A 26,676-nucleotide genomic window follows, 5' to 3' on the forward strand; every position below is an offset into this window, starting at 1 on the left:
CCGACGTGAGGACCGGGGCGGGGTGCGCACTGCCGCGCTCCGGGCCGTGCGCCGCGCGGGTCCCGTCAGGGCCCGTCCGGTCCCGCCAAGTCCCGTCCTACTCCAGCCGCTTGCGGCGCTCCTCGCGCGCCAGCCGCCGCTCCTCCTTGGCCAGCCGGCGCTGCTCCCGCGCCGCCTCCGCCTCCGCGCGCCGGGCCGCCTTCGTCTTCTTCCGGCTCGTCCCCACACCGCCCCACAGGGCGAAGCCGGTGATCGTGACGCGCGGGGTGCCGGGGGTACGGGGGACGCCGGTGTGGGAGTGGTCGAAGCCGCCCATGACGCCGATGCCGCGGACCTCCAGGGCGATGTCCGGCGGAAGGATGACGTTCGCCCCGCCCATGATCATGATGCAGCGGATCTCCACCTCCTCGGCCTCGAAGTCCGCCTCGCGCAGGTCGAGTTCGCCGCCGCCCCAGAACGAGAACATCGTGAAGCGCCGCGGCACCGTCCAGCGCCCCTTGCGCTCGAACCCGCTCATGATGGCGATGCCCTTGCGGGACGTCGCCTCCCCGCCGATGCGGCCGGTCCAGCCGGACGCCGCACCCGGCGCCCGCGCCGGTGCGGCGGCGCCCGGGGCGGCGACCGCGGGCGGGCCGCCGGCCGCGGGCAGGTCGCGGGTGACCGGTTCGAGCTGGGCGTAGGTCTTCGCCCGGTACGTCTCCTCCAGCCGTTCCTCGAACTCGTCCAGGGCGAGCCGGCCCTCCGCCAGCGCGTCGCGCAGGATCTCGGCGACCCGCTCCCGGTCGGCGTCCGAGGCGCGCAACTCCGGCAGGTGCTCATCGCTCGTCATGGGAACGAGCCTATGCGTACATGCGGGCGATGACGTCCTCGATGTCCGGTTCCCGTACGGAGAGGTCGACCAGCGGCCACCGTTCGGCCACCTCCGCGACGAGCGGCGCCGCGCTGGCGTCCGCGGGGAACGCGAGCCACTGCCGCGGCCCCTCCACCTTCACGGTGCGGCAGCCGGCGACGTCGATGGGCGGCAGCTCGCGCTCCAGGTCGACGACGAGCATCCGCTCGCTCTCGCCGACCGCGTGCAGCCCGGCGAGGTCGCCGTCGTACATCAGCCGGCCGTGGTCGATGACCATCACCCGCTTGCAGAGCTGCTCGATGTCCGACAGGTCGTGCGTGGTGAGCAGCACGGTCGTGCCGCGGTCCGCGTTCAGCTCGCGCAGGAACTCCCGCACCTTCGCCTTGCTCAGCACGTCGAGGCCGATGGTCGGCTCGTCCAGGTAGAGCACCTCGGGGTCGTGCAGCAGCGCGGCGGCGATGTCGCCGCGCATCCGCTGGCCCAGGGAAAGCTGCCGTACGGGCACCTCAAGCAGGTCGCCGAGGTCCAGCAGCTCGGTGCAGCGCGCCAGGTTGGCGCGGTAGCGGTCGTCGGGGATGCGGTACATGCGGCGCATCAGCCGGTACGAGTCGAGCAGCGGCAGGTCCCACCACAGGGTGGTGCGCTGGCCGAAGACGACGCCGATGCGCCGGGCCAGCCGGGTCCGCTCGCGGGCGGGGTCGATGCCGGCGACGCGCAGCCGGCCGCCGGTGGGGGTGAGGATGCCGGTGAGCATCTTGATGGTGGTGGACTTGCCGGCGCCGTTGGGGCCGATGTAGCCGACGACCTCGCCGCGCGGCACGGAGAAGCCGATGCCGCCGACGGCGCGCACCTCGTGCTTCGTACGGCGCAGCCGCCCGGCCCGGCGGCGTACGACGAAGACCTTCTCCAGGTCCTCGACCTCGATCACGGCGTGCCTCCCTGGAGTTTCCCTAGCTTCCCGTGCTGCGGTATCCGCGCAGCCCCGTACGCCACGCCAGCCCGGCCAGCGCGCAGCAGGCCGCGGCGACGAGCGGCGAGGCGAAGTCCACCCAGCCGGGCAGGCCCAGCGGGTCGTCCCGGCCGAGCACGTGCAGGGCCGGGAACCAGTTCACGAACGCCAGCGGCACGACGAACGTGACGCCGCGCACCAGGTCCTTGCCGAAGATCGTCGGCGGGTACTGGGTGAGCGTGTTGCCGCCGTACGTGAACGAGTTCTGTACCTCCGCCGCCTCCGTGGCCCAGAACTGGAACGCCGCCCCGCACGCGAACACCGCCCCGAAGATCGCCGCCCCCGACAGCACCATCACCGGGACCAGCAGCACCGCGGCCGGCGTCCACGCCACGCCGTCCAGCGCCGTCAGCGACCAGACCAGCACGGTCAGCCCCTGGAGCACCCGGCCGACCCGGCGCAGCGCGAAGCGGTCGGCGGCGATCTGCGCGAACACCGGCACCGGCCGGACCAGCAGCGCGTCCATCGTGCCGTCGCGGATCCGGCTGCCGATCCGGTCCAGGTTGCCCAGCAGCAGGTCGGCCAGGCCGAGGGAGGTGGAGGTGGTGCCGTAGAGGAAGGCGACCTCGGCGAAGGTGAAGCCGCCGAGCACGTCGGTGTGCGAGAACATGATCGCGATCGCCGCGAAGTCGGCGGCGGTCATCAGCAGGTTCCCCAGGGCGGTCATGGCGAACGACAGGCGGTACGTCATCGTCGTACGCACCCACATGCCGACGATCAGCCCGTACCCCCGCACCCCCGTGCCCAGCTCAGCCACCCTGGACCACCACCTTGCGGGTCGCGACCGCCTGCAACGCCCGCCCGGCGGCCAGCAGCGCCACCGCCCACGCCGCCTGGAACGCCAGCGCCCCGGCGACGCCCGCGCCGGTGTGCCGGCCGAGCAGCACGTCGGCGGGGACCTGGAGCATCGCGGCCCACGGGAGCGCCTCGGCGACGTCGCCGAGGGTGCCGGGGAAGACGGTCAGCGGCAGCAGGGTGCCGGACAGGAGCATCGCCACCAGCGCGTTGATGAGGTTGATGCCCTGGCCGTCGAGGAGCCAGAACGCGGCCAGCCCCACCAGGTAACGGATGGCGAAGCTGACCAGGCAGCCGAGCGTCACGGCGAGCAGGAAGAGCAGCCAGGTGTGCGGCGCGGTCGGCAGCGCCAGCTCGAACGCCAGCGCCCCCACGGCCATCGGCACGACGCCCCGGCCGAGCAGCTGGAACGCGGCCCGGCCGAAGTCGTGGGCGCACCACCACAGCTGGAGGTCGACGGGGCGGTACAGGTCGACGGCCACGTCGCCGGTGCGGATGCGCTCCTGCAACTCCTCCTGGAAGCCGAAGCCGAGGAGCGCGGCGGGCGCCAGCAGCGCCTGGCCGACCCAGACGAAGGTGAGGGCCTGCGCCTGGTCGTAGCCGCCGAGCTGGGGGCGCTCGTGCCAGAGGGCGAGGTAGGTGTACGCCAGGATGAAGCCGAAGACGGTGTTGGTGAAGACGCCGGCGGCGGTGGCCGCGCGGTACGTCGAGAAGCGGCGGAAGCCGCCGGCCGCCACCAGCCCGTACAGCATCGTCCACCCCACCCCCCTGCTCCCGGCACAAAGCAACGGACTCTAGTCCAGTCGGGTTGAGCCCCGCGACCGGTTATCCACACCTCCCGGATATCTGCATTCTTAATGACAAACTGCATCGCAAGTGTCATATCAGACGATGGATCGATCCCACGGACTGCAGATGAGCCACACGGAGATGCGACAGGGCGTCCGGAGCTTCGGCCCCGCCGACGAGCCGGACGAGGACGACGGCCCGGACGGCCCGGACGGCCCGGACGGCACGGACGGCGGCACGGACGACGGTGCGGACGGCGCCGCGGACGGGGGCGGTGCCGACGCGAGCGCCGCGGACGGGAACGCCCCGGGCGACGGCCCGGCGCCGCCGCCCGCCCCGCCCGTCCCGCTCGCCCCGGCCCCCCGGCGCCCCGCGCGGCGCCGGGGGCGGCGGACGTACCGCAGGACGTGGTGGAAGGTGCTGCTGGGCGCCGCGATGCTGACGGTGGCGCTGGCCTCCGGGGCGTTCGCCGTGGGCTATCTGACCGTCGACATCCCGCGGCCCAACGAGATGGCGACCGCGCAGAGCAACCACTACTTCTACGCCGACGGCTCCAAACTCGCCGTCAAGGGCGAGGTCGACCGCGAGAGCGTGGAGCTGCGGCGCGTCCCGGACCACGTGCGGATGGCCGTCCTGGCCGCCGAGGACCGCGAGTTCTACTCCGACTCCGCCGTCAACCCCCTGGCGATGGTCCGGGCCGGCTACCACACCCTGACCGGCAAGGGCACCCAGTCCGGCTCGACCATCACCCAGCAGTACGTGAAGAACTACTACCTCGACCAGGAGCAGACGATCAGCCGCAAGCTCCGCGAGGCGTTCATCGCGATCAAGCTGGACCGCGAGGTCAGCAAGGACGACGTGCTGGAGGGCTACCTCAACACCAGCTACTTCGGCCGCAACGCCTACGGCGTGCAGGCCGCGGCGCAGGCGTACTACGACAAGGACGTCGAGGAGCTGACCGTCGCCGAGGGCGCGTACCTCGCGACGCTGCTCCAGGCCCCCAGCACGTACGACGTGACCGTGCACCCCGGCAACCGGCCCGCCGCCGAGGCCCGCTGGAACTACGTGCTGGACGGCATGGTCACCGAGGGCTGGCTGACGCCCCGCGCGCGTGAGCGCATGGAGTTCCCCGTGCCCGGCGAGCACCGGCTCGACCCCGGCCTGTCCGGGCAGCGCGGCTACCTCGTCGAGGCCGTCAACAGCTACCTCGTCGAGCACCGCATCATCGACGAGAAGACGCTCGCCGCCGGCGGCTTCCGCATCGTCACGACGCTCCAGCCCGACAAGCAGGACGCCTTCGTGGCCGCGGTGGACGAGCAGCTGACCTACCGGCTCGACCCGGAGACCAACCCCGCCGACGCCTACGTGCGCGTCGGCGGCGCCTCCGTCGACGTCGCCAGCGGCGAGGTCGTCGCGCTCTACGGCGGCCCGGACTACACCCGGCAGTACGTCAGCAGCGCCACCCGCCGCGACTACCAGGCCGGCTCCACCTTCAAGCCGTTCGTCTTCGCCGCCGCCGTGCAGGAGAAGGCGCGGAACTGGGAGGGCAAGCGGATCACGCCGCGGACGATGTACGACGGCGAGAGCGGCCGCAAGGTGATCGGCCGGAAGGGGGAACCGCTGCGCTACTCGCCGGACAACCAGGACGACGTCTCCTACGGCCGCATCAACGTCGCCGACGCCACCAACGAGTCGGTCAACTCCGTCTACGCGCAGATGGCCCAGGACGTCGGCCCCAAGAAGGTCCGCGGCACCGCGATCCGGCTCGGCCTGCCGCCCGCCACCCCGGAGCTGAAGGACCACCCCTCCATCGGCCTCGGCACCGCCACCCCCAGCGCGCTCGACCTCGCGCAGGCGTACGCCACCCTGGCCGGCCACGGCAACCACGGCGGCTACCGGCTCGTCGACAAGCTCAGCCGCAACGGCGAGATCTTCCAGCTGCCGCCGCAGCGCCCGCACCCCGTGATCTCCCGCACGGCGGCGGACACGACGACCGCCATGCTCCAGAACGTCGTCGAGAGCGGCTCCGGCGAGGAGGCGCAGCTCGCCGGGCGGCCGGCGGCCGGCAAGACCGGCACCGGCGAGCACGACCGCTCGGCGTGGTTCGCGGGCTACACCCCGGAGCTGGCCACGGTGGTCGGGGTGATGGGGCAGGACCCGGAGACCGGGGCGCAGAAGTCGCTCCACGGGGTGCTGGGGGAGGACCGCATCAGCGGCGGCGGGGTGCCGGCGAAGATCTGGGGCGCGTACACCCGGGACGCGCTGTGGGACGTGCCGGCGAGCGACTTCGCCCTGGAGATCACCCACCGGCAGCGGATGCCGTACACCCCGCCCCCGGCACCCCCGCCCGCCCCGGCACCCCCACCCGCCCCCACGGCCCCGGCCGCACCCGCGCCCGCGGCACCGGCGGGGGCGGCCCCGCCGGTGCCGCAGTAGGGGGCGGTACGCGGATCAGTGCCCGGATCAGTGCCCGGACGTCGCCTTCAGACCGACCACCGAGACCAGCAGCAGGGCGACGAAGAACACCCGCGCGGCCGTCGCGGGCTCCCCCAGCACCACCATGCCGAGCAGCGCCGCCCCGCCCGCGCCGATGCCCACCCACACGCCGTACGCGGTGCCGATGGGCAGGGTCTTCGCCGCCTGGGCGAGCAGCGCCATGCTGGCGGCGATGCCGGCGACGGTGAACACGCTGGGCCACAGGCGCGTGAAGCCCTCGGTGTACTTCATTCCTATCGCCCAGCCCACTTCGAGCAGACCGGCGACGAGCAGCAGAACCCAGGCCATGAGACGGACCTCCGTGCGTCGGGCTGACGGGGGTGCGTCGTCTTTGCGTGACCCGGTACGGCGCGTCTCGTCGGGTTGCCCCAACGGTAGCAAGCCGCCGACGGGCGCCGGCCGGAGCGGGAAGGCTACAGATACAGGCCCGTGGAGTCCTCCGTGCCCTCCAGCCGCTCCGAGGCCACCGCGTGCAGGTCGCGCTCGCGCAGCAGCACGTAGCCCACGCCCCGCACCTCGACCTCGCCGCGGTCCTCCGGGTCGAACAGCACCCGGTCGCCCGGCTCCACCGTCCGTACGTTCTGCCCGGTGGCCACCACCTCCGCCCAGGTCAGCCGGCGGCCCACGGCCGCGGTGGCGGGGATGACGATGCCGCCGCTGGACCGGCGCTCGCCCTCCGCGGCGTCGGTGCGGACGAGTACCCGGTCGTGGAGCATCCGGATGGGCAGCTTGTCGTGGGGCGTATTCACGTACCCGACGGTACCCGCGTCGCTAGCGGCGCCGCCGCCTGCCCCGGGACTTCTTCGGCCGGCGCGACCCCGCCGCCAGCAGCCCGGCGACGGCCACGACGGCGACCGCGACCGGCACGATCCGCTCCAGCCGGGGGCCCCCGTCCGGCGAGACGAGCACGCCGCGGGCGCTGTCGACCGCGCGGTTCGCCACCACGAACGCCTGCCCGGCGGTGCGGTCCACCGCGCCCTTCGTACGGGCCTTGGCCTCGTCCACCAGGGTCTTGGGGCTCACCCGCAGCGAGATCTCGTCGAGCGTCGCGGCGAGATCCTGCCGCCGGCGGGTGATGTCCGCCTCGATCTGCGCGGGAGTCCTGCCGTCCGACACCGCGGTGCCTCCGTCCTCGCCGTCCGTCTGCTTTTCGACAGTCTGTCAGCCGTTACGCTCGGGTGCGACATCCGCCCCGCACCGAGGAGTAGGGAAAGCACCATGAGCGAGCGACTGCGGCCCGGCGACCCCGCCCCCGACTTCACCCTCCCCGACGCGGACGGCAACGACGTGTCGCTCGCCGACCACCGCGGCCGCAAGGTCGTCGTCTACTTCTACCCGGCCGCGCTCACCCCGGGCTGCACCAAGCAGGCGTGCGACTTCACCGACAACCTCGACGTGCTGGCCGCCGCCGGCTACGACGTCATCGGCGTCTCGCCCGACAAGCCGGCGAAGCTGGCGAAGTTCCGGGAGAAGGAGTCGCTGAAGGTGACGCTCGTGGGCGACCCGGAGAAGGAGGTGCTGGCGGCGTACGGCGCCTTCGGCGAGAAGAAGCTCTACGGAAAGACGGTGACCGGCGTCATCCGCTCCACGGTCGTCGTGGACGAGAAGGGCACCGTCGAGCGGGCGCTGTACAACGTCAAGGCCACCGGTCACGTCGCGAAGCTCCTCAGGGACCTCGACATCACGTCGCCCGCGTGAGGTAGCCGGAGACCACCACGTTGCCCGTGTAGGTCCGCTCCCCGGGCTCGTACGCGCCGCCGCAGGTGAGCAGCCGGATCTCGGCCCGGCCGCGCTTGTGCTGCCCGTAGACGCGCTGGGCGTCGAAGTCGTCCTTGGCGACGGTCTCCACCCGCTCGACGGTGAACACCGCCGTGCGTCCGTCCGCCCGGGTGACGGTGACCTCCTCGCCGGGGCGCACGTCGCCGAGCCGGTAGAACACCGCCGGCTTCGCGCGGGTGTCCACGTGCCCGACGAAGACCGCGACGCCGGCGGCGCCGGGCCGGGCGCCGCCGCGGTACCAGCCGATCTCGTTCGCGTTGCCGAACGGCGGCGCCGCCACCGCCCCGTCCTCGTCCAGCCCGCGGCCGACGACCGGCCCCGCCACCCCCACCGACGGCACCGCGACGCCCGCGGGCACCGCGTCGGCGTCCGGCCGGCCGGGCAGCGGGCGGGCGGCCGGCGGCCCGTCGCGCAGCACCTGCGCGCCGGCGGCGGCGTCGGAGAGCGTGCCGCCCGCCTCGCCGCCGTCCAGGCCGCGGCCCCAGAGCCAGAGGCCCAGCAGCAGCGCGGCCCAGGCGGCGACGGTGACGGGGGAGGGACGGCGGCGGGCGGGCTCAGCGGCCATCGGGGCCGCTCCCGTACGGGCCGCCCCCGGCGGCGCCGCGGCCCCGGCGGCGTACGGCGAAGGTGACCGCGAGGGCCGCCGCGCCGCCGCCCGCGAGGACGAGCGGGAGCGCGCCGGGGCCGCCGCCGTCCCCCTCCGCGGCCTGCCGCGCCCGCGCCTGCCGCGCTTGCGCCGTCCCGCCGCCGCCCGCCGTCACCGGGGACCAGGGCTCGTGCCGCCAGTTGTTCTTCCAGGGGTCCGGCCGCCGGTGCGGCTCCTCCACCTCCACCCGGCCGCGCGCCACCCGCTCGGCGCCGTCGCACTCGACCCACACCGGGTACGTACCGGGCCGCGCGGTCCACTTGATCTTCCCCGCCCCGGTCAGCCCGCCGAAGTTGTCCGGCCGCATGTTCACCGGCGCCTCGAACGCCTCGGAGGTCGCCGAGGCGTGGTCGCCCCGGCAGGAGCCGGTGCTCACCTGCACCGGGTCGCCGCGCTGCACGCGGTACGGGGTCACGCTCACCTCGCCGCGGGCGTACGCGTCGGTGCCGCAGGAGACGGCGGCACCGCCCGTCAGCAGCAGAACGGCGGTGAGGCAGACACGGACCGGGCGCATGGGACCTCCGGGAAGCTCTCACTCCCAGGGTCGGCACGCGCCGGGGCCCCGCATCCGCAGGGCGGCGGCACTGGGCCGATCCGGTTGCCGCCCACCCGAACGGCGGCCGCGGGGTTGCGGCGGGGGAGCGCGGCCCGCGGCCGGGCCGCCTTCCCGGATCGGCCTCAGATCAGCTCGACCAGGTCGGCGATCGAGTCGGCGATGTGCGAGGGCCGGTACGGGAAGCGCTCCACCTGGTCCGCCCGGGTGAGCCCGGTCAGGACGAGGTAGGTCTCCATCCCGGCTTCGAGCCCGGCCAGTATGTCCGTGTCCATCCGGTCGCCGATCATCGCGGTCGACTCGGAGTGGGCGCCGATCTGGTTGAGCCCGGCGCGCATCATCAGGGGGTTGGGCTTGCCGACGAAGTACGGGTCCTTGCCGGTCGCCTTGGTGATGAGCGCGGCGACGGCGCCGGTCGCGGGCAGCGGGCCCTCGGTGGACGGGCCGGTCTCGTCCGGGTTGGTGGCGATGAAGCGGGCGCCGTTCTCGATGAGCCGGATGGCCTTCGTCAGCGCCTCGAAGCTGTACGTGCGGGTCTCGCCGAGGACGACGTAGTCGGGGCGGTGGTCGCTGAGGACGTAGCCGTGGTCGTGCAGCGCGGTGGTGAGACCGGCCTCGCCGATGACGTACGCGGTGCCGCCGGGGCGCTGGTCGTCGAGGAACTTGGCGGTGGCCAGGGCGGAGGTCCAGATGTTCTTCACCGGGACGTCCAGGCCGATGCGGGAGAGGCGGGCGTGCAGGTCGCCGGGGGTGTACATGGAGTTGTTGGTGAGCACGAGGAAGGGCTTGCCGGATTCGCGGAGCCGCTTGATGAAGGCGTCGGCGCCGGGGATGGGGATGCCCTCGTGCATGAGCACCCCGTCCATGTCCGTCAGCCAGGACTCGACCGGCATGCGCTCCGCCATCTGCTCTCCCAGGGGTGCTCGGGGACTGGGCCACCAGCGTAGACGGAGGTGCGGGGGAGAGGAGGGGCGGCGGGTGAAGAGTGTGGGAGGGGCTGTGCGTGGAGGTGGGGGCTGGCGGTGGCGTGGGGGCGCCCGGGGCCGGGTCACCAGCCTGACGCAGGTGCGCAGGATGGGTGGCTGGTGGCTGTGCGGAGCTGGCGCCGGGACCGGGCCCTGGTCCGCACCGCCCGGTGGCGTGGCGCAGGCCGGGACCGGCGAAGACCGCCGGGCCGGCGGGGGCGCCCGCCGCCCCCGGAACGGGGGCGGCCGTGCCGCACCGGCGAGGCGACCGGGTGGCGGTCGCTCTCAGCGCCTCGGCGGAGCGGCGGGCCGGCGGCGCGGCGGGTCGCGGCGGAGGACGCCGCGGCGGCGCCGCGGCGGCGGTCAGGCGGGGGCCCGTCGCGGCCAGGGCGTCCGGCATCGGCGCGGTGCCGGGGAGCCGGGGCGGCGGCTGCGGTACGTCGCCGGGCCAGCTCGGTACGGGGGTGCCGCCCGGCGCCGCCGGTCCGCCGGGTCCGTCCGGCCCGCCCGGTCCGTCCGGTCCGTCCGGGGTGCCCGGTGCCGGCGGGGCGGCCGGAGGTCCGGGGGCTCCGCGTTCTCCCGTACCCGGCTCCGCCGGGCCCCGCGGCGGTTCCGGCGTCGCCCCCTCCCACGGGGGCGTGGCGCCCGGCCCGGCGGGGCGCTCCGGCGGGCCGGACGGCTCCTCCGGGCCCGCCGGTTCCTCCTCCGGTCCCGTGGGTTCCGTCCCCCGCCCCGGTTCCGAGGGCCGGGCCGTACCGCCGCAGCACGACCTCCCCGGCTCGATCCCGACCTCGTAGTCCTCCGACTGCCCGACCCACTCGCCGTCGTCCCCGCGGCGCTGCACCGCCGTCACGTTCACGGTCACCCGCCCCTCCGGGGCGGCCTCCCCGAAGCCCAGCCGCACCGGCACCTCCCGCCCCCCGCGCGGCGGCAGCGCGAAGCCGGGGAACCCCGCCGCGAACACCCCCGCGCTCTCTCCCGCGCCCGTCCGCTCGAACGTCACCGGCCGCCAGCGCCGCTCCCCGGCGTCGTAGAACCGCAGCCGGATGTCGCCCGGCCGAAGCCGGTCGCCGTCCTCGTGGCGGAGGACCGCCACCGGGTGCACCGCGCGGCACGGCCGGTCCGCGGTGTTGCGCAGCCGCAGGGTCAGGCCGTGCGGCGGGCCCCCGGCCCGGAGCCGGGCGGCGCCGTCGCCGCGCAGCTCGGCCGTCAGGGGGAAGCCACCGGCCCCGGGGCCGCCGCAGCGCGGCGCGAGCGGCACGAGCGGCGGGTGGGGTGCGGCGGCCGCCGGTACGGGGGTGGTCAGGAGGGCCGCGGCGGCGGCCGTGAGGGCGAGTGCGGAGCGCGGTCCCATGGTCGCGACCGTGTCACGGCCCCCGTACCGGCGATCGGCGGGACGACTCTGAACGGCCCAGAACCCGGCCGCACAACACCCGTCCGGCGCAACCCCCGCCCCGCCCGCCCCGTCGGGCCCGGCGCGATCGCCGCCGCTGCCCGTGTGGTTGAGTGACGGCCATGGTTGACACCCCTGGCACCCCGCTCCGCGTCGGTCTCTTCGGTTACGGACTCGCCGGGTCCGTCTTCCACGCCCCGCTGGTCGAGGCCACCGACGGCCTCGTCCTCGACACCGTCGTCACCGCCGACCCCGGGCGGCAGGAGCAGGTGCGCGCCGCCTACCCGGAGGCGACCGCCGTCGCCACCGCCGACGCCCTCCTCGCCCGCGCCGACCGCCTCGACCTCGCCGTCGTCGCGTCCCCCAACCGCACCCACGTGCCGCTGGCCACCGCCGCGCTGGAGGCCGGGCTGCCCGTCGTCGTGGACAAGCCGCTCGCCGCCACCGCCGCCGAGGCCGACGAACTGGCCACCCTCGCCGACGCCCGCGGGCTGCTCCTCTCCGCCTTCCACAACCGCCGCTGGGACAGCGACTTCCGTACGCTCGCCGCGCTGCTCGCCGACGGCGCGCTCGGCGACGTCCACCGCTTCGAGTCCCGCTTCGAGCGCTGGCGCCCCGCGCTGCGCGGCGGCTGGCGCGACTCGGCCGACCCGGCCGACGCCGGCGGGCTGCTGTACGACCTGGGCAGTCACCTCGTGGACCAGGCGCTGACCCTCTTCGGCCCGGTGACCTCCGTCTACGCCGAGTCCGACGCCCGGCGGGCGGGCTCGGAGGTGGACGACGACGACTTCGTCGCGCTGACGCACGAGGGCGGGGTCCGTACGCACCTGTGGATGACCGCGATGGCCCCGCAGCTCGGGCCCCGCTTCCGGGTCCTCGGCAGCCGCGCCGGGTACGTGAAGTACGGGCTCGACCCGCAGGAGGCGGCGCTGCGCGCGGGCCGCCGCCCGGGCGACGGCGGCGCGGCCGGGGCGGCGGCGCCCTGGGGCGCGGAGCCCGAGGACCTCTGGGGCCGCCTCGGCGCCGGGGAGTCCCCGCTGACCGGCGGCGGCGAGCCGGTCCCCAGCCTCCCCGGCGACTACCCCGCGTACTACGCCGCCGTCGCCGGGGCCCTCCGCACCGGCACGCCCCCGCCCGTCACCGCCGCCGACGCCGCCGCGACGCTGCGGGTGCTGGAGGCGGCCCGCCGCTCGGCGGCGGAGGGCCGGGTCGTACGGCTCGCGGAAGGGGGCTGAGCACCCGCGCGGAACCGGTATGCTTGACGGCGTCGTACGACAGCGCAGGCGCCGCTAGCTCAGTTGGTTAGAGCAGCTGACTCTTAATCAGCGGGTCCGGGGTTCGAGTCCCTGGCGGCGTACGCACCCGAAGAGCCCGGGCCGGGTCGGCCCGGGCTCTTCGCGCTGCCCGCCCGCGCTCAGCCGAGGCGGTGCGAACCGGCCGCGACGGCGTCGCCCACGGCCGCGGCGGTCGCCTCGGCCGGCTGGCCGCCGGTGTCCAGCGCGTGCGCCTCGTACGCCCCGAGGTCGGCGAACTCCCGGTGCATGGCCCGCACCGGCCCGGGGTCGGTCAGCGCGTCGGGGCCGGTGCGGGCGGTGGCGCGGGCCAGGGTCGTCGGCTCGTCGGGGCGGAGGACGACGTAGTGCAGGGGCACGCCGGCGGCCGCGGCGGCGGCGCGGTAGGCGTCGACGAACCAGGGCCCGACGACGCCGTCGAGCACGACGCGGTAGCCGCCGGCGGCGTAGCGGGCGGCGGCACCGGCGGCGACGGCGACGACGGTCTCGTTCTGGCGCTGCGCGGCGGGCAGGTAGGGGGCGACGGCGCCCCGGGCGATGGCGGCCCAGAAGTCGTCGGTGTGGAGGTGCACGGAGCGGGGGGACGCCTGGGCGACGAGGCGGGAGACGGTGGTCTTGCCGGCTCCGGGGGGCCCGCTGACGAGCACGATGTCGCCGCCGGCGGCCCCGTCCCCGTCCGCCCCGCCCCGCGCCTCCGCGGGCGCCGGGGCGCCCGTCCCGGCCACGATCCGGTCGCACCGCGCCCGCGACGCCTTCACCAGCTCCGCGTTGGGCGCGTCGTTCGCGTCTATCCAGGCGCGGGAGGCGGCCTCCGTACGGCCGAAGCCCACGTGCCGGTCCATCAGCCGCGCGTCGCGCACCGCGTCCGCGGCGTCCACGTACCAGACCTCGGCCATCAGCTCCCGCGCGGCGTGCCAGCCGGGGAGGTCGCAGGCGAGGTAGTTGCCCTCGGTGACGATCAGCCGGGTGCCCGGCGCGACGCGGTGCCGGGCGGCGACGGGCTCGTCGAGCGCGCGGTCGAAGTCCGGTACGTAGACCTCCGCGTCCGGCTCCGCCATCAGCCGGCGCAGCAGCGCGGCGTACCCGGCGGCGTCGAAGCTGGGCTCGGAGCCCTTGCGGTCGCGCAGGCCCAGGCGGTCCAGCTGGGCGCCTGCGAGATGGAAGCCGTCGAGCGGCACGTACGCGGCGCCGCCGGCCCCGTGCCGCGCCCGCAGCGCCGCGACCAGCCCCCGCGCCAGCGTCGACTTCCCCGCCCCGGGCGCCCCGGCCAGCCCCAGCACCACCCGCCGCCGATCGCCGAGGAGCGCCCACGCGTCGTCGGCCAGTTGCTCGGTACGCATGGCCGCACCCTACGCGTCGCGCCGGGCGGGGCGGCAGCCGCGGTATCGGGGCCGCGATCCGGGGCCGGGTAACATTCCGGGCGAGCGGCGGTGGCGCAATGGCTGACGCAGCAGACTTAGGATCTGTGGCCCCTGACAGGGCTTGAGGGTTCGAATCCCTCCCGCCGCACGGGGCACGTGTACGAGACTGTGCTCTGCGGCGACGGCGGTGTATGGCTCGCTGGCTGCTCGCAGCACCGAGCGCGGTGGCAGACTGCATGCGATGGAGTTAGAATGCTTGCATGGCGAGCATTCACGTACGCGAGGTTCCAGACGAGACCCTCACCACGCTGAAGGTCCGGGCGGCCCGCGCCGGGCAGTCCCTCCAGGCGTACGTCAGGCAACTGCTCATCGGCGAGGCCGACACCCTGACCCCCGAGGAGTTCGCCGAAGAAGCACGCAGCATCGCCTCCCGCGGCAGCGTCACCGAGGACGACATCCTTGCCGCCATCAACGACACCCGGGAGACGCGCGCCGCGTGATCGTCCTGGACAACTCCGCTCTCGTGGACTATCTGGTCGGTACCACCAAGCTGGCCGACCAGGTCCGTGCCAAGGTCACCGGACACCGCCTGGCCGCCCCGTACGCCGTCGACCTGGAATGCGCGTCGACGCTGCGCGGCCTGGTGCGCGGCAACAAGCTCCCGGCCCAGGAGGCCAAGCGCGCCCTGGATCTGCTCGGACGCATCCCGATGCGACGCTACGCACACGTTCCCCTGCTGCCTCGTATCTGGGAGCTGCGGCACAACATGTGGCCCTACGATGCCTCCTACGTCGCACTCGCCGAGACTCTGGGGGCGGACCTGGTGACCGTCGACGCGAAGATGGCAGCCGTCCCGGGCATGACCTGCACGGTGCTCAACCTCCGGCAGTGATGGGAAGGTTCCTGCCACAGCTGAGCCGCGGTAGGTGGCGGGGTCGCTGCGCGGAAGGGCCGGTCACCGGTCTCCGCGCAGCCGCCGGGCCTCGTCGGTGAACCAGTCCGGGGTGACCACCTCGGCGTTGCCGTCGAGGTACGTCGCCGCGTGGTCCAGGGTGTCGGCGGCGGCCCCGGGGTCGTTGGCGCGGGTGCGGGCCGCCTCGGCCAGCAGGCGGGCCGCCTCCGCCTGGGCGGCTCCGGCGCTCGTCAGGGCCGCCGCCGCGCGGTCCGCGGTGGCGGCGGACTCTGCGTCCGCCCCGTCGCACCAGCACGCCCAGGCGAGGTTGAGCAGGCAGACGCCCTCCGCGCGCGGGTTCTCCATCAGCGACGCCTCCCGCAGGGCGTCTTCCAGGACCGTCACCGCCCGCCCCGGCTCGGCCAGGGCGACGAACGCGAGGCCCTGCGCGTTCAGCGCGTACGCCGTCGCCTCCCGGACGCCGGCCGCCCGGTAGGCCCGTACCGTCTCGCTCCCCGACTCCACCGTCTCCCGCCACCTTTCCAGCGTGAGCAGCGCGATGGTGCGCGCGTTCCCCGCGCGGGCGACCGTGAGCGGGTCGCCGCTCGCGGCGGCGAGCGTGGTCAGCCGGTCCGCGCCCGCCAGCGCGCTCTCGCCGTTGCGGAGGTAGCTGTGCGTCAGGCTGAGGGAGAGCAGCGCGTGCGCCTCGCGTTCGGCGTTGCCGAGTTCGCGCGCCAGCTCCGCGGACCGGGCCAGCGGCTCGACGGCCGCGTCCTGGGCGGCGAGCTGGCGGTGGGCGTCGCCGAGGCCGAAGAGCGCGTACTGGAGCGCGGGCCGGTCGCCGCGGCGTTCGGCGAGGTCGACGGCCGCCGTGAACAGCTCGACCGCCTGCTCCATCGGCCCCGCGCTGAGCCGCGCGTGCCCGTAGGCGACCGTCTGCGCGAGGCGCACCTCCTCGTCCTCGATGCGCCCGTCGACCGACAGGTGCATCGAGACGGCGGCGAGCACCCAGCCGTGCCAGATGAGGTATTCGCTGATCTCGTTGAGCACCCGCGCGGCGCCGTCGTGGTCGCCTGCCCGCACGAGGTGGTCGAACCGCCGTCGGTACAGTTCCACGTCCTCATGCGTACGCGGCTCACTTTCCGACCGCGTCTGTTCCGCATACCAGGATGCGATCCGCCGTTCCACCGCCTGCCTCCCCAGGGTTCCGTGCCATGACGTCTGGTCGAGGGCGATGTCCGCGTCCAGGGGGTGCAGGGCGAGCGTACGGTCCGCCCGGCTGAAGGACACCAGGCGCATACGTACGAGAGCCGTGAGGACGTCGGCCACCGGAAGTTCCGGGTCGATCCCGGCCAGGATCTCCTCAAGTCCGCGCTGTGTCACGGGGGTGCGCAGCGCAGCCAGCACGCCGAGCACTCCGCGCGCCCGGCCGTCCAGGCGCTCGTAGCGGGCGTGCGCAAGGTCGGAGACGACGTCGTGGCGGCGGGTGAAGTCCCGTAGCACGTCGTCCAGGCTGGGCAGCGGCACCGCGTCCTCGGCGACCGCGCCGACGAGGAGTTCGAGCGCGCGCGGCACCCCGTGGACGCGGACGGCGGCGTGCAGCAGCTCGTCGTCGGAGAGGGCGGCCACGCCCAGGCTGCCGTCGCGGTCCAGCTCGCGCAGCAGGTCCGCGGACTCGGCGGGGCTGAGGCCGCCGGCGAGTTCGACGTGGGCGGCGAAGCGGCGCAGCTCGGGCACCAGGCGTACCGGCACCTGGCTGGTGACGAGGACCCGCGGGGCCGTGGCGGTCCGGAAGAGCCAGTCGAGGAAGACCGCCAGCTCGTCGTCCTCGACGTGGCCGTCGTCGCCGAGAAGGTCGTCGAGATTGTCCAGGAGGATGAAGATCTGTCGTCCACCCATGGTTCTGAACAGCTCGCTCAGCCGGTGTTCCAGCGGGCCGCCGGCTTCCCAGACCTTGTGCAGGCGTGAGGTCTGGGCGGGGCCGAGCAGCCGGGCGCAGTCGAAGTAGAGGCGTTCCAGGGAGATCCCGGAGGTACGGGTGGACAGGTTGACGAGGCCGCCGGCGGCCGGGCCCGGCCAGGCGCCGCGGTCGAGCAGGTCCATGATCTTCGCGGCCAGCGCGCTCTTGCCGATGCCGCGCCGCCCCACGACTGTCACCATGCGGATGGCCGGGTCGCTCAGGTGCCGGGCGATCTGCTCGACCTCTCCGGCGCGGTTCTTGAACAGCTCGATGCCGTACGCGACGGGGACACCGACCACCCGCACCTCCGGCGGCACCTCCTCCGCCTGCGGCAGCCCGGGGCCGCCGGGGACGGCGAGCGGCAACTCCGGTGCGCCGGGGAGCGCGAGCAGCCGCGTGAACTCCGCGCGGCCGGACTCGTCCAGTCCACGCAGCGCGTGGTCGAGGCGGACGGCGGTGAGCCGGTTCAGTCCTTCCGCCCGGTGGTGCTCCGCAATCACGCCGACGACGCGGTCGCCCGCCCACACCGCGGCGCCGGACATGCCGGACCACGGGGAGACGGCCGGGTCGGGGTCCGCGCCCGGGGGCGGGACGGTCACCTCCAGCGTGCCGGTACGGAGGTTGGAGAGCGCGGCGACAGACCCGTGCGCCTGGTGCATCTCGCGGAAGTACGCGCCGTCCGGGTGGCGGCGCCGCTTGAACAGCGGGAACCCCGCGAGGTGCACGTCGACGACGTCGGGCCGGTCGTCGGCGACACGGCCGAAGCGCGCGGGTACGGCGGCCGCCGGGGCGTGCGCCGGGGGCGTGACGGTCAGGACGGCCAGGTCGCTGCCCGCCGCCGTCCAGGCCACGACCGCGGGGGCCGACCACTCGCCGGGGCGGTCGGCGTCGCACCGTACGGTGATCCGGTGTGCCCCGGCGACCACGTGGGCGGCGGTGAGGACGGCGTCGGCGGAGATGAGGTAGCCGGAGCCGCGGCTCCCGCCCCCCGCCCCGCTGTCGGTGATGACCTCCGCGATGCGATGGGGGTCGAGCCCGCCGGCCGGCGGGTCAGCGCTCACCGGGCAGCTCGTCGCCCGAGATCAGCGCGCTGCGGTCGGGGGCGTCGGCGCGTACGGGCTGGAGGGTGAGGGTGATCCGCTGGGTGGCGGCGTGCGCGGAGCGGGCGGAGTGGTTGACGTCGAACACCCAGAACCGCACCTTGGCGCCCGGCTCCCGGCTGCGCTCGACCCCGACGGTGAGTTCCAGCTCCAGTTTCTCGGCCTGGAAGCGGAGTCCCTCGCCCTCCCCGTCCGCCATGGCCCGGCCCAGTGATCGCCGTAACTGGGCGATCATGTCCTGCAGTTCCACCGCGTCGTCCATCCGCCGAGCATATCGGCCGCGCGCGGGCCCGGCCCCGGACAGCGGTCAGTTCACGTCCGCTCCTTCGGGGCGTAGCGCAGCAGCACGACGTCGCCGACCGGGCGCGCTTCCAGGAGCCGCATGCGGGCCGCGGGTCCGCCGGGATACGCGGCCGGGGACAGGAACGGCGGCGCACCAGGCTGGCCGACGAGGAGCGGGGCAACGGCGAGGTGGAGCTCGTCCGCCAGGTCCAGCGCGAGGAGCTGGGTATGGACCGTGCCGCCGCCCTCCACCAGGAGCCGGGCCACACCGCGCCGGCCGAGTTCGGCGAGGAGCGCGGGCCAGTCGAGGGTGGGGCCCGTGCTGACGACGTCCGCCAGGCCGCCGAGGGTACGGCGGACGCGGGGCAGGGCGGCGTCCACCGTGCAGACCAGTTTCGCGTCCCCGCAGTGCCAGAACGCGAGATGAGGGCTCAGCGCGCCGGAGCCGGAGACGGTGACCTTCAGCGGGTGCGCCGGCCGGCCCGCCGCGACCCGCCGGGCGCGTCGCTGGGCGCTCGTCACCAGCAGCCTCGGGTCGTCCCCGCGCAGGGTGCGGGCGCCGACGAGGACGGCGTCTGCCGCGGCGCGCTCGCCGTCGACGCGGTCGAGATCCGGGCGGCCGGAGAGGACGAGCCGCTCGGCGGACGCGTCGTCGAGGCGGCCGTCGACGGAGACGGCCGCGGACAGCAGGACGTACGGGCGGGTGGCCACCGGCGGGCGGTCAGAGGGGCCGGTGGTGGTCGGCCCACGCGACGTGGGACTCGTGGAGCCGCACGGTGAGCGCGGTGAGGCCGTGCGCGCCGGGGCCGAGGGCACCGTCGCGTATGCGGTCGGCGAGGCGGTCGGCGACGACCTTGGCCAGAAACTCCGTGGTCGTGTTCACGCCCGCGAAGCCGGGCTCCTCGTCGAGGTTCCGGTACGAAAGGTCCGCGACGATCCCGCGCACCTCCTGCGCCGCCAGGGCCATGTCGACGACGACGTTGTCGCCGTTCAGCTCCGGGCGGTGGAAGGTGGCGTCGACCAGGTATGTGGCTCCGTGCAGGCGCTGCGCGGGGCCGAAAGCGTCGCCGCTCAGGCTGTGGGCGATCATGAGGTGGTCGCGGACGGTGACGGTGAACATGCGGGCCTCTCAGTCGAGGTCGTACCGGATGCGGTGGCAGAGCCCGGGCAGCTCGCCGGCGGCGATCCCGGCCATGACCCGGGGGAGTTCGTCGAAACCGGACTCGGCGGTGATCAGCGCGTCGAAGGCCGGGTCCCGCAACAGGTCGAGCGCCAGGGCGAGTCGGTCGGCGACGGAGTGGCGGTCGCGGCGGGCCGGCGGGACGGCGCCGACCTGACTGCCGCGTAGCGAGAGGCGCCGGGAGTGGAAGTGCTCACCCAGCGGCAGGGTGACGGACCGGTCCCCATACCAGCTCAGATCGACCACCGTCCCCTCCGGGGCGAGCAGTTCGAGGCTCCGGCGCAGCCCGGCCCCGGTGGCGCTGGCGTGGAAGACGACGTCACAGTCGTCGGCCGCCCGCGGGGGAGAGGCGAAGCCGACGCCGAGGGCGGCGGCGACCTCCGCGCGGTCGGGGTCGACGTCGACGAGCTGGATGCGGACGCCGGGGAAGCGGGCCAGGAGGGCGGCGACGCAGGCGCCGACCATCCCCGCGCCCACCACCGCGATGCGGTCACCGATCTGCGGCGGCGCGTCCCAGAGCGCGTTGAGCGCGGTCTCGACGGTCCCGGCCAGCACGGCGCGTCCGGCCGGGACATCGTCGGGCACAGGGGCGAGGGCGGCGGCCGGGACGCGGAAGCGGGTCTGGTGCGGGTAGAGGCTGAAGACGGCCCGGCCCAGCAGCGCGGCCGGGCCTTCCTCGACCCGGCCGACGTTGAGGTACCCGTACTTGACGGGCCCGGGGAAGTCGCCCTCCTGGAACGGGGCGCGCATGGCCGCGTACTGGCTCGGTGGCACCCGGCCGTGGAAGACCAGCGACTCCGTACCGCGGCTGACCGCCGAGTACAGCGTCCTGACTAAGACCTCATTGGGAGGCGGGGAGGCGGGGAGGCGGGGAGGCGGGGAGGCGGGCAGGCGGGCAGGCGGGCAGGCGGGCAGGCGGGCGGGGAACTCAGAATCTCCCCCCGGCCCGGAGATATGACCCAAAATGAGCGTATACGGTGCTCCACCGTCGCCCCTCTGCTAACCGGCATCCCCGCGATCCTAGACGACCACCCCGAACCGGAGTTCGACCCGCACACACGCCGGCGGGCGCCCTCCGTCGCCGGAGGGCGCCCGCCGGATGGCCGAAAGCGAACGCTCAGAGAATCGCGTTGAGGAACTGCTGCGTGCGCTCGTGCTCCGGCTCGCTGAAGATCTTCTCCGGCGGGCCGGACTCGATGATCTTCCCGGCGTCGAACATCAGCACGTCGTCGGAGATGTCCCGCGCGAAGTTCATCTCGTGGGTGACGCACAGCATGGTGATGTCCGTCGTCCGCGCGATGTCCCGCAGCAGGTCCAGGACGCCCGCCACCAGCTCCGGGTCCAGCGCCGAGGTGACCTCGTCCAGCAGCAGTATCTGCGGCCGCATGGCCAGCGCGCGGGCGATCGCCACGCGCTGCTGCTGGCCGCCGGAGAGCTGGCTCGGGTACTTGTCGATGTGCTCGGTGAGCCCCACCAGCTCCAGCAGCTCCCGCGCGCGGGACTCCGCCTCGTCCTTCGGCAGCCCCAGTACGTGCACCGGGGCCTCCATGATGTTCCGCATCACCTTCATGTTCGGGAAGAGGTTGAACTGCTGGAACACCATCCCGATGTTCTTGCGCACCTCGCGGATGTGGCTCTCGCCCGCGGGCTCCAGCTTGCCGTTGCGCTCCTCGTGGAAGAGGTAGTCGTCGTTGACCTTGATGGTGCCGCTGTCCGGCTTCACCAGGGTCATCAGCAGCCGCAGGATCGTGGTCTTGCCCGACCCGGAGGGTCCGATGAGCGTCACGTGCTTGCCCGACGACACGTCGAAGCACAGGTCGTCCAGGACGACGTTGGTGCCGAACCGCTTGGTCACGTTGTCGAAGCGGATCAGCTCGCGGCCGTCGACGGGCGGGTTCTTCTCGGCTGTGGAGTCAGTTGTTGACAAGACGACGCTCCAGGACTCGGATCAAAAGGGAAGCGGGGTAGGCGATCACGATGAACGCCACGCCCACGACGGTGATGGCCTCGGTGGTGAAGGTCTCGTTGCTGTACATCTGGGCCTCGCCGAGCATGTCCAGCGCGCCGATGACCGCGATCATCGGCGAGTCCTTGAGCATCGCGACCACGTAGTTGCCCAGCGCGGGCACCACCCGGCGGATGGCCTGCGGCAGGATCACGGACGTCCACGTCCGGCCGCGCGACAGGCTGAGCGCCTTCGACGCCTCCCACTGGCCGACCGGCACACCGTCGATACCCGCGCGGTAGACCTCGGCGGTGTACGTCGAGTAGTGCAGGCCCAGGCCGACGATGCCGGTGGTGAGCGGGGACATGGACGGACCCCACTCGGGGACCACGTAGAACAGGAAGAAGAGCTGCACCAGCAGCGGCGTGTTCCGGATGAACTCGGTGACCGCGGTCACCGGCCAGCAGATCCAGCGCTGCGGCGCGCGCTGCGCCATGGCCCAGACCAGGCCGAGGGCGAAGGCGATCAGCGTGCCGAGCGCGAGGGCCTGGAGGGTGACGAGCACCCCGTCCCAGAACCTCGGCATGAACTCGTCGACGACATCCCAGTCGAACGTCATCCGACACCTCCGGCGGCCTGGGTGCTCGCCTGCACGGACTCGCCGCGGGCGGAGAGCTTACGGGTGAACAAACCGCTCTTCTTCTCCGGAGCCCGGCCCACCCCCGCTTTGGCCCGGCGCTCCAGCATCCGCATCAGGCGGGTGAGGATGAAGGCGATGATGAAGTACAGCACCAGCAGGAGCGTGTAGATCGGCGCGCTCTCGGCCGTCGCCAGCCGTTGCAGGTTGCCGGCGAACGTCATGTCGGCGACCGCGATGACCGACACCAGGGACGTGCCCTTCAGCAGCTCGATCAGCAGGTTGTTGAACGGCGGGATCATCTCGGGCCACGCCTGCGGCAGCTCTATGCGGCGCAGCCGCTGCATGCGCGTGAAGCTGAGCGCGATGCCCGCCTCCTGCTGCGCCGGGGGCACCGCCGCCAGCGCGCCGCGCACGATCTCGGAGCCGTACGCGCCGTAGGTCAGGCCGAGGGCCAGCGTGCCGGACCACAGCGGCACGAACTGCCAGCCGAGCATCAGCGGCACCGCGAAGGCCATCCAGAACATCAGGATCAGCGCCGACATGCCGCGGAAGATCTCGAAGTACGTGCCGGCGACGAAGCGCACGATCCAGAACCGCGAGGTCCGCAGCGTGCCGACGACGAACGCCACGACGGCGGCCAGCACCGTGCTGTAGATGAGCACCTGGATCGTGACCCAGATGCCCGGGAGGAACCACTCCCGGAAGAATTCCCAGGTCATCATCAGGGGCACAGCTCCTCAACGGTCAGTTTCGTCATCTCCCGCTCGGTGAAGCCGAACGGCTTGACGAGACGGAGCAGCTCACCGCTGTCCTTGAGCTTGTGCAGCTCCACGTTGAAGGCGTCGCGCAGGTTCTTCTCCGAGAGCCGGAAGGCGAAGCCGCCGGCGCCGTAGGCGGGCTCGCCGTCGACGACCGGCTGGAAGGGCTCGGACCCCTCGGCCCGCTTGGAGCCCTTGACCGCGTTGGTGACGGTGACGCTGGTGCCGGCGAAGGCGTCCACCCGGCCCTGCTCGACCGCCTCCAGGCCGGCCACCTGGTCCGGCAGGACCAGGACCTCCTTGACCCCGTTGGCCTTGGCGTACTCGATCTCGGCGTACGCGGTGCCGCTCGCCAGCTTCAGGCCCTTCTCGGCGACGTCCTTGTAATCGCGGATGTTATGCGGATTGCCCTTCTTGACGATGAAGGCGTCAAGCATCAGATAGTCCGGGTCGGAAAAGAGCACCTGGGCACATCTGTCCGGGTTGATGTACATTCCCGCGGACACGACGTCGAACAGCGCCACCTTCAGACCCGGGATCAGCGCCGAGAACTGGACCGGCACCGGTTCGATCTTCGGGATGCCGAGCCGTTTGAAGATCACCTCGGCGATGGCCGGTGCCTCGCCGACGGCGTCGCCGTCCTCGTTGATATAGCCGAAGGGCACCTCGCCGGCGATGCCGACCTTGACGACGCCGCGCTCCCGCAGCTGTTCGAGCAGGTCACCCCCTTCGACGGTGCCGTCCGCCTCGGCCGTCCGGCTGCAACCGGCGGCCCCGCCGATCGCGCCGGCCGCGCCGACGGCGGCGGCTGATGCGAGCAGCGAGCGGCGCCTCAGCCCGCCCGGCCCGCTTCTCGTCTCGTTCTCACCACGTAGAACCATGGGCGCGCGGCTACCCGCCCCCGCCGAAGTTATGCGGGTCGGTTCCGGCCGGTGATCCTCCCGTTATCGTGGGGTACACCGAACGAGGGAGTGGTGTATGCCTGCGCGATATGTCGAGGTCTCTCTGGCCAAGCGCGACGTCCGCTGCACAGCGAAGCTGCTCGACGACAGAGCACCCGTGACCTGTGCCGCCGTGTGGGACGCGCTCCCGCTCGGCGGCGACGTGTACCACGCCAAGTACGCCCGCAACGAGATCTACACCCTGCTCCCCGCCTTCGCGCCGGCCGAGCCGCCGCTGGAGAACCCGACCGTCACCCCCATCCCCGGGGACCTGTGCTACTTCAGCTTCACCGACACCGTCCTCGGCACCGCCAGCTACGGGTACGAGGCCGAGGCCAAGCACCAGGGCCGGACGAGCGTCGTCGACCTCGCGCTGTTCTACGAGCGGAACAACCTGCTCATCAACGGCGACTCCGGCTGGGTCCCCGGCATCGTCTGGGGCTCGGTGGTCGAGGGGCTGGACGAGATGGCCGCCGCCTGCCAGGACCTCTGGCGCGCGGGAGCGCTGGGCGAGACGCTCAACTTCCGCCGGCTCTGACGCCGGACCGCCGCCGGTCCGCCGGACGCGCGCTACGGGGCCCCGGCCCCGTAGCGCCCCGGCTCAGTCGTACGTCGGCGGCCGGATGCCGTCCGCAATGCCCGACTCGTACAGCGCCTGCGCCGTGCGCAGCACCAGCGCGTCCCGGTGCCGCGCCGCGACCAGCTGCACCCCCACCGGCAGCCCCGCCCCGTCCAGCCCGCAGGGCAGGCTGACGGCCGGCTGCTGGGTGAGGTTGAAGGGGTACGTGAACGGGGTCCACCCGGTCCACCGGGTGTACCCCGAGTCCTTCGGCACCTCCGCCCCCGCCTCGAAGGCCGTGATCGGCACGGTCGGCGTGACCAGCACGTCGTACGTCTGGTGGAAGCGCCCCATCGCCTGCCCGAGCGCCATCCGCACGTCCACCGCCGCCAGGTAGTCCAGCGCGCTGTAGCGCTCGCCCAGCTCCACGATCTCGCGCAGCCCCGGGTCCAGCAGCTCCCGCGCCTGGCGCCCGTACGGCTGCACCACCCGCGCGGCGCCGCTGAACCACAGCGTGTGGAACGCCTCCTGGCAGGCGGCCAGTCCCTCGCACAGCCGCGGGTCGGCCTCCTCCACGTACGCGCCGAGGTCCGACAGCCGCTCCACCGCGCCCCGCACCACCGCCGCCACCTGCCGGTCGACCGCGACCTGGCCGCCGAACGACGCGCTGTACGCCACCCGCAGCCCCCGCACGCCCTCCGCGGCGCCGTCGAGCGCGTCGACGAAGCCGCCCGGCGGCGGGCCCAGCTGCGACCAGTCCCGCGGGTCCGCCCCGCTGACCACGTCCATCAGCAGCGCGGTGTCCCGTACGTCCCGCGTCATCGGCCCGACGTGCGCCAGCGTGCCGAACGGGCTCGCCGGATACAGCGGCACCCGCCCGTACGTGGCCTTCAGCGCGACGATCCCGCAGAACGCCGCCGGAATCCGCACCGAGCCGCCGCCGTCCGTGCCCAGGCTCAGCGGCCCCGCGCCCAGCGCCACCGCCGCGCCGCTGCCGCCGCTGGAGCCGCCGGTGGTGCGGCCGGTGTCGTACGGGTTGACGGTGACCCCGTGCAGCGGGCTGTCCGTGGTCCCCTTCCAGCCGAACTCCGGCGTGGTGGTCTTGCCGAGGAACACCGCCCCGTGCTCGCGCAGCCGCGCCACCGAGGGGCCGTCCTCGTCCCACTCCCGGTTCGGGTCGACGAGCCGGGAGCCGCGCAGCGTCGGGGTGCCGCGCTGAAGGATCATGTCCTTGACGGTCACCGGCACGCCGTCGAGCAGCCCGGCGGGCTCGCCGCGCTGCCAGCGGCGCGCGGACGCCTCGGCGCGGGCCAGCGCCGCGTCCCGTACGCCGTCGTCGAGGGTGACGAAGGCGTTGGTCAGCTCCTGCGCCCGGGCCGCCCGCGCGAGCGCCGCGCGGGTGGCCTCGACGGGCGACAGCTCGCCGGAGCGGTAGCCGCGCAGCAGCTCCACCGCCGTGAGATCCGCCGGATCCGTGCTCCCCGTCATCCCGCCGCCTCCCTGTGCGTCACCGTACGTAGCCGAGCTGCTTGTCCACGACGTTGAAGAGCGGCCGGCCGGCCGCCCACAGATCGAACAGCTCCAGGAACTGGTCCGCAAGAGCCCCGCGCCAGCCAACCGTGTCACCGCTCATGTGCGGCGAGACGAACAGGCCCGGGACCTCCCACAACGGGTCCTCGGGCGCCAGCGGCTCGGTCTCGAAGACGTCGAGGGCCGCCGCCGCGATCTCCCGCTGCTGCAACGCCGCGACCAGCGCCGCGGTGTCGACCAGCGGGCCGCGGCCGACGTTGATGAACCGGGCCCGGTCCGGCATCGCGGCGAACGCCTCCCGGCCGAACATCCCGCGGGTCTGGGGCGTCAGCGGCGCCACGCACACCACCCAGTCGGCCGTCCCGAGCAGCGACGGCAGCTCCTCCTGCCCGCGCACGCCCGCGCGCGCGGTCCGGCCGACGAGTTCCGTACGTACCTCAAGGCACCCCAGCGTCTCCGCGATGGCCCGCCCGATCGGCCCGGCGCCCACCACCACCGCCCGGGTCCCGGCCAGCCGCAGCGTCTCGCGGTGCTGCCAGCGGCGCTGCCGCTGCCGTTCCCAGGTGCCGGGGAAGTCCTTGGCCATCGCCAGCACCAGCCCGGCGACGTACTCCGCGATGGGCCGGTCGAAGACCCCGCGGGCGTTGGTCAGCACCGTGTCGGAGGCGGCGAACTCGGGCGAGAGCACGTGGTCGACGCCGGCGCTCGGGGTGTGCACCCACCCCGGCCGCCGGCCGGGTCCCGGCCAGGCCTCGCGCACCGCGGGCGAGGTGAAGTCCCACACGAGCACCACGTCGGCGGTGGGCAGCAGCTCGGGGAGCCCGTCCGCGTCCGTGCCGACCACGTGGGCCCGGCCGCGGAGTCGGTCCAGGTCGGGCGGCGGATCGTCGTCGAGGACGAGCACGCGGATATCGGACATAGGAAGGAAACCGTCCCGCAAAATTCAACTGCTGCAATGGGG

At 74.0% G+C, this 26,676-nt stretch carries 28 protein-coding genes, 2 tRNA genes and 1 riboswitch; of the genes, 8 read left to right on the forward strand and 22 right to left on the reverse strand.

What is annotated here, in order from left to right; all coding sequences use genetic code 11:
* Window positions 1-97 precede the first annotated feature (97 nt).
* From ACHZ99_RS21030 to ACHZ99_RS21045, 4 genes are read right to left on the reverse strand one after another with little or no spacing between them, the layout of a single operon-like run.
* A complete protein-coding gene (locus ACHZ99_RS21030) occupies window positions 98-829 on the reverse strand; it encodes a DUF1707 SHOCT-like domain-containing protein (RefSeq protein WP_420306218.1) in 732 nt (243 codons plus the stop codon).
* A gap of 10 nt (window positions 830-839) precedes the next feature.
* Window positions 840-1,778 carry an ABC transporter ATP-binding protein gene (locus ACHZ99_RS21035; protein WP_420306219.1) on the reverse strand — a complete coding sequence of 313 codons (939 nt, stop codon included), beginning with the start codon at window positions 1,776-1,778 and terminating at the stop codon, window positions 840-842.
* Window positions 1,779-1,800: 22 nt separating this feature from the next.
* The gene (locus ACHZ99_RS21040) at window positions 1,801-2,616 is read right to left on the reverse strand and encodes an ABC transporter permease (RefSeq protein ID WP_420306220.1); all 816 of its coding nucleotides are present in this window, start codon (window positions 2,614-2,616) and stop codon (window positions 1,801-1,803) included.
* A complete protein-coding gene (locus tag ACHZ99_RS21045; RefSeq protein WP_420306390.1) occupies window positions 2,609-3,406 on the reverse strand; it encodes an ABC transporter permease in 798 nt (265 codons plus the stop codon). The genes ACHZ99_RS21040 and ACHZ99_RS21045 overlap by 8 nt, the downstream gene beginning before the upstream one ends.
* A gap of 178 nt (window positions 3,407-3,584) precedes the next feature.
* Between ACHZ99_RS21045 and ACHZ99_RS21050 the strand changes: the two genes are divergently transcribed.
* Window positions 3,585-5,879, forward strand: coding sequence for a transglycosylase domain-containing protein (locus ACHZ99_RS21050; RefSeq protein ID WP_420306221.1), 2,295 nt, complete (start codon window positions 3,585-3,587; stop codon window positions 5,877-5,879).
* A gap of 27 nt (window positions 5,880-5,906) precedes the next feature.
* Here the strand turns inward: ACHZ99_RS21050 and sugE are convergent, their stop codons facing one another.
* The 3 genes from sugE to ACHZ99_RS21065 all read right to left on the reverse strand — a co-directional run bounded on the left by sugE (window position 5,907) and on the right by ACHZ99_RS21065 (window position 7,055).
* Window positions 5,907-6,227, reverse strand: coding sequence for a quaternary ammonium compound efflux SMR transporter SugE (gene sugE, locus ACHZ99_RS21055; protein ID WP_420306222.1), 321 nt, complete (start codon window positions 6,225-6,227; stop codon window positions 5,907-5,909).
* Window positions 6,228-6,258: 31 nt separating this feature from the next.
* A riboswitch (guanidine-III (ykkC-III) riboswitch) is annotated at window positions 6,259-6,323 on the reverse strand.
* Between the two features lie 29 nt (window positions 6,324-6,352).
* On the reverse strand, window positions 6,353-6,655 hold the full coding sequence (locus ACHZ99_RS21060) for a GroES family chaperonin (RefSeq protein ID WP_420306391.1): 303 nt from the start codon (window positions 6,653-6,655) through the stop codon (window positions 6,353-6,355).
* A gap of 55 nt (window positions 6,656-6,710) precedes the next feature.
* Window positions 6,711-7,055 carry a DUF3618 domain-containing protein gene (locus ACHZ99_RS21065; RefSeq protein ID WP_420306223.1) on the reverse strand — a complete coding sequence of 115 codons (345 nt, stop codon included), beginning with the start codon at window positions 7,053-7,055 and terminating at the stop codon, window positions 6,711-6,713.
* 102 nt (window positions 7,056-7,157) lie between these two features.
* Here ACHZ99_RS21065 and bcp point away from each other — a divergent pair, with 102 nt between their 5' ends.
* Window positions 7,158-7,637 carry a thioredoxin-dependent thiol peroxidase gene (gene bcp, locus ACHZ99_RS21070; RefSeq protein WP_420306224.1) on the forward strand — a complete coding sequence of 160 codons (480 nt, stop codon included), beginning with the start codon at window positions 7,158-7,160 and terminating at the stop codon, window positions 7,635-7,637.
* Here the strand turns inward: bcp and ACHZ99_RS21075 are convergent.
* From ACHZ99_RS21075 to ACHZ99_RS21085, 3 genes are all read right to left on the reverse strand, one after another.
* Entirely contained in the window at window positions 7,621-8,283 is a 663-nt protein-coding gene (locus ACHZ99_RS21075; protein WP_420306225.1) for a class F sortase, read from the reverse strand. The two genes, bcp and ACHZ99_RS21075, sit on opposite strands and share 17 nt — an antisense overlap.
* A complete protein-coding gene (locus ACHZ99_RS21080) occupies window positions 8,273-8,878 on the reverse strand; it encodes a hypothetical protein (RefSeq protein WP_420306226.1) in 606 nt (201 codons plus the stop codon). The genes ACHZ99_RS21075 and ACHZ99_RS21080 overlap by 11 nt, the downstream gene beginning before the upstream one ends.
* Window positions 8,879-9,042: 164 nt before the next feature.
* Window positions 9,043-9,822 carry an HAD-IIA family hydrolase gene (locus ACHZ99_RS21085; RefSeq protein ID WP_420306227.1) on the reverse strand — a complete coding sequence of 260 codons (780 nt, stop codon included), beginning with the start codon at window positions 9,820-9,822 and terminating at the stop codon, window positions 9,043-9,045.
* 1,575 nt (window positions 9,823-11,397) lie between these two features.
* Here ACHZ99_RS21085 and ACHZ99_RS21090 point away from each other — a divergent pair.
* Window positions 11,398-12,510: a Gfo/Idh/MocA family oxidoreductase gene (locus tag ACHZ99_RS21090; RefSeq protein ID WP_420306228.1), complete on the forward strand. Its 1,113-nt coding sequence runs from the start codon at window positions 11,398-11,400 to the stop codon at window positions 12,508-12,510.
* A gap of 48 nt (window positions 12,511-12,558) precedes the next feature.
* A tRNA-Lys gene (locus ACHZ99_RS21095) sits at window positions 12,559-12,632 on the forward strand.
* A 57-nt stretch (window positions 12,633-12,689) separates the two neighbouring features.
* Here the strand turns inward: ACHZ99_RS21095 and ACHZ99_RS21100 are convergent.
* Complete coding sequence (locus ACHZ99_RS21100; protein ID WP_420306229.1) at window positions 12,690-13,907, reverse strand: nucleoside/nucleotide kinase family protein; 1,218 nt, start codon at window positions 13,905-13,907, stop codon at window positions 12,690-12,692.
* An 84-nt stretch (window positions 13,908-13,991) separates the two neighbouring features.
* Here ACHZ99_RS21100 and ACHZ99_RS21105 point away from each other — a divergent pair.
* The 3 genes from ACHZ99_RS21105 to ACHZ99_RS21115 all read left to right on the forward strand — a co-directional run bounded on the left by ACHZ99_RS21105 (window position 13,992) and on the right by ACHZ99_RS21115 (window position 14,820).
* A tRNA-Leu gene (locus tag ACHZ99_RS21105) sits at window positions 13,992-14,076 on the forward strand.
* 112 nt (window positions 14,077-14,188) lie between these two features.
* On the forward strand, window positions 14,189-14,428 hold the full coding sequence (locus tag ACHZ99_RS21110; protein ID WP_420306230.1) for a FitA-like ribbon-helix-helix domain-containing protein: 240 nt from the start codon (window positions 14,189-14,191) through the stop codon (window positions 14,426-14,428).
* On the forward strand, window positions 14,425-14,820 hold the full coding sequence (locus ACHZ99_RS21115; RefSeq protein WP_420306231.1) for a type II toxin-antitoxin system VapC family toxin: 396 nt from the start codon (window positions 14,425-14,427) through the stop codon (window positions 14,818-14,820). Before ACHZ99_RS21110 ends, ACHZ99_RS21115 begins: the two co-directional genes overlap by 4 nt.
* A 63-nt stretch (window positions 14,821-14,883) precedes the next feature.
* On the opposite strand, the gene ACHZ99_RS21120 is transcribed toward ACHZ99_RS21115, so the two are convergent.
* The 9 genes from ACHZ99_RS21120 to ehuB form a co-directional block, all read right to left on the reverse strand.
* Window positions 14,884-17,841, reverse strand: coding sequence for a trypsin-like peptidase domain-containing protein (locus tag ACHZ99_RS21120; RefSeq protein WP_420306232.1), 2,958 nt, complete (start codon window positions 17,839-17,841; stop codon window positions 14,884-14,886).
* Complete coding sequence (locus ACHZ99_RS21125) at window positions 17,831-18,142, reverse strand: trypco2 family protein (RefSeq protein WP_420306233.1); 312 nt, start codon at window positions 18,140-18,142, stop codon at window positions 17,831-17,833. Before ACHZ99_RS21125 ends, ACHZ99_RS21120 begins: the two co-directional genes overlap by 11 nt.
* A 50-nt stretch (window positions 18,143-18,192) precedes the next feature.
* The gene (locus ACHZ99_RS21130) at window positions 18,193-18,873 is read right to left on the reverse strand and encodes a RibD family protein (protein WP_420306234.1); all 681 of its coding nucleotides are present in this window, start codon (window positions 18,871-18,873) and stop codon (window positions 18,193-18,195) included.
* Window positions 18,874-18,883: 10 nt separating this feature from the next.
* Complete coding sequence (locus tag ACHZ99_RS21135) at window positions 18,884-19,282, reverse strand: 6-pyruvoyl trahydropterin synthase family protein (protein ID WP_420306235.1); 399 nt, start codon at window positions 19,280-19,282, stop codon at window positions 18,884-18,886.
* 9 nt (window positions 19,283-19,291) lie between these two features.
* Window positions 19,292-20,092 carry a zinc-dependent alcohol dehydrogenase gene (locus ACHZ99_RS21140; RefSeq protein WP_420306236.1) on the reverse strand — a complete coding sequence of 267 codons (801 nt, stop codon included), beginning with the start codon at window positions 20,090-20,092 and terminating at the stop codon, window positions 19,292-19,294.
* Between the two features lie 367 nt (window positions 20,093-20,459).
* Entirely contained in the window at window positions 20,460-21,269 is an 810-nt protein-coding gene (gene ehuA / locus ACHZ99_RS21145) for an ectoine/hydroxyectoine ABC transporter ATP-binding protein EhuA (protein WP_420306237.1), read from the reverse strand.
* Window positions 21,256-21,906 (reverse strand): ectoine/hydroxyectoine ABC transporter permease subunit EhuD, encoded by a 651-nt coding sequence (ehuD, locus tag ACHZ99_RS21150; RefSeq protein ID WP_420306238.1) that lies wholly within the window; start codon window positions 21,904-21,906, stop codon window positions 21,256-21,258. The genes ehuA and ehuD overlap by 14 nt, the downstream gene beginning before the upstream one ends.
* On the reverse strand, window positions 21,903-22,649 hold the full coding sequence (gene ehuC / locus ACHZ99_RS21155) for an ectoine/hydroxyectoine ABC transporter permease subunit EhuC (protein ID WP_420306239.1): 747 nt from the start codon (window positions 22,647-22,649) through the stop codon (window positions 21,903-21,905). The genes ehuD and ehuC overlap by 4 nt, the downstream gene beginning before the upstream one ends.
* Complete coding sequence (ehuB, locus tag ACHZ99_RS21160; protein WP_420306240.1) at window positions 22,649-23,566, reverse strand: ectoine/hydroxyectoine ABC transporter substrate-binding protein EhuB; 918 nt, start codon at window positions 23,564-23,566, stop codon at window positions 22,649-22,651. Before ehuB ends, ehuC begins: the two co-directional genes overlap by 1 nt.
* 97 nt (window positions 23,567-23,663) lie before the next feature.
* Here ehuB and ACHZ99_RS21165 point away from each other — a divergent pair, with 97 nt between their 5' ends.
* Window positions 23,664-24,164 carry a DUF3830 family protein gene (locus ACHZ99_RS21165; protein WP_420306241.1) on the forward strand — a complete coding sequence of 167 codons (501 nt, stop codon included), beginning with the start codon at window positions 23,664-23,666 and terminating at the stop codon, window positions 24,162-24,164.
* A gap of 63 nt (window positions 24,165-24,227) precedes the next feature.
* Here the strand turns inward: ACHZ99_RS21165 and ACHZ99_RS21170 are convergent, their stop codons facing one another.
* Together ACHZ99_RS21170 and ACHZ99_RS21175 are read right to left on the reverse strand one after the other, a co-directional pair.
* Window positions 24,228-25,673 (reverse strand): amidase, encoded by a 1,446-nt coding sequence (locus ACHZ99_RS21170; RefSeq protein ID WP_420306242.1) that lies wholly within the window; start codon window positions 25,671-25,673, stop codon window positions 24,228-24,230.
* Window positions 25,674-25,692: 19 nt separating this feature from the next.
* Window positions 25,693-26,634, reverse strand: coding sequence for a D-2-hydroxyacid dehydrogenase (locus tag ACHZ99_RS21175; protein WP_420306243.1), 942 nt, complete (start codon window positions 26,632-26,634; stop codon window positions 25,693-25,695).
* Between the last annotated feature and the right edge of the window lie 42 nt (window positions 26,635-26,676).

Origin of the sequence: Streptomyces sp. MAR4 CNX-425 (assembly GCF_048656465.1) — a bacterium.
In the GTDB taxonomy this organism is placed as follows: domain Bacteria; phylum Actinomycetota; class Actinomycetes; order Streptomycetales; family Streptomycetaceae; genus Streptomyces.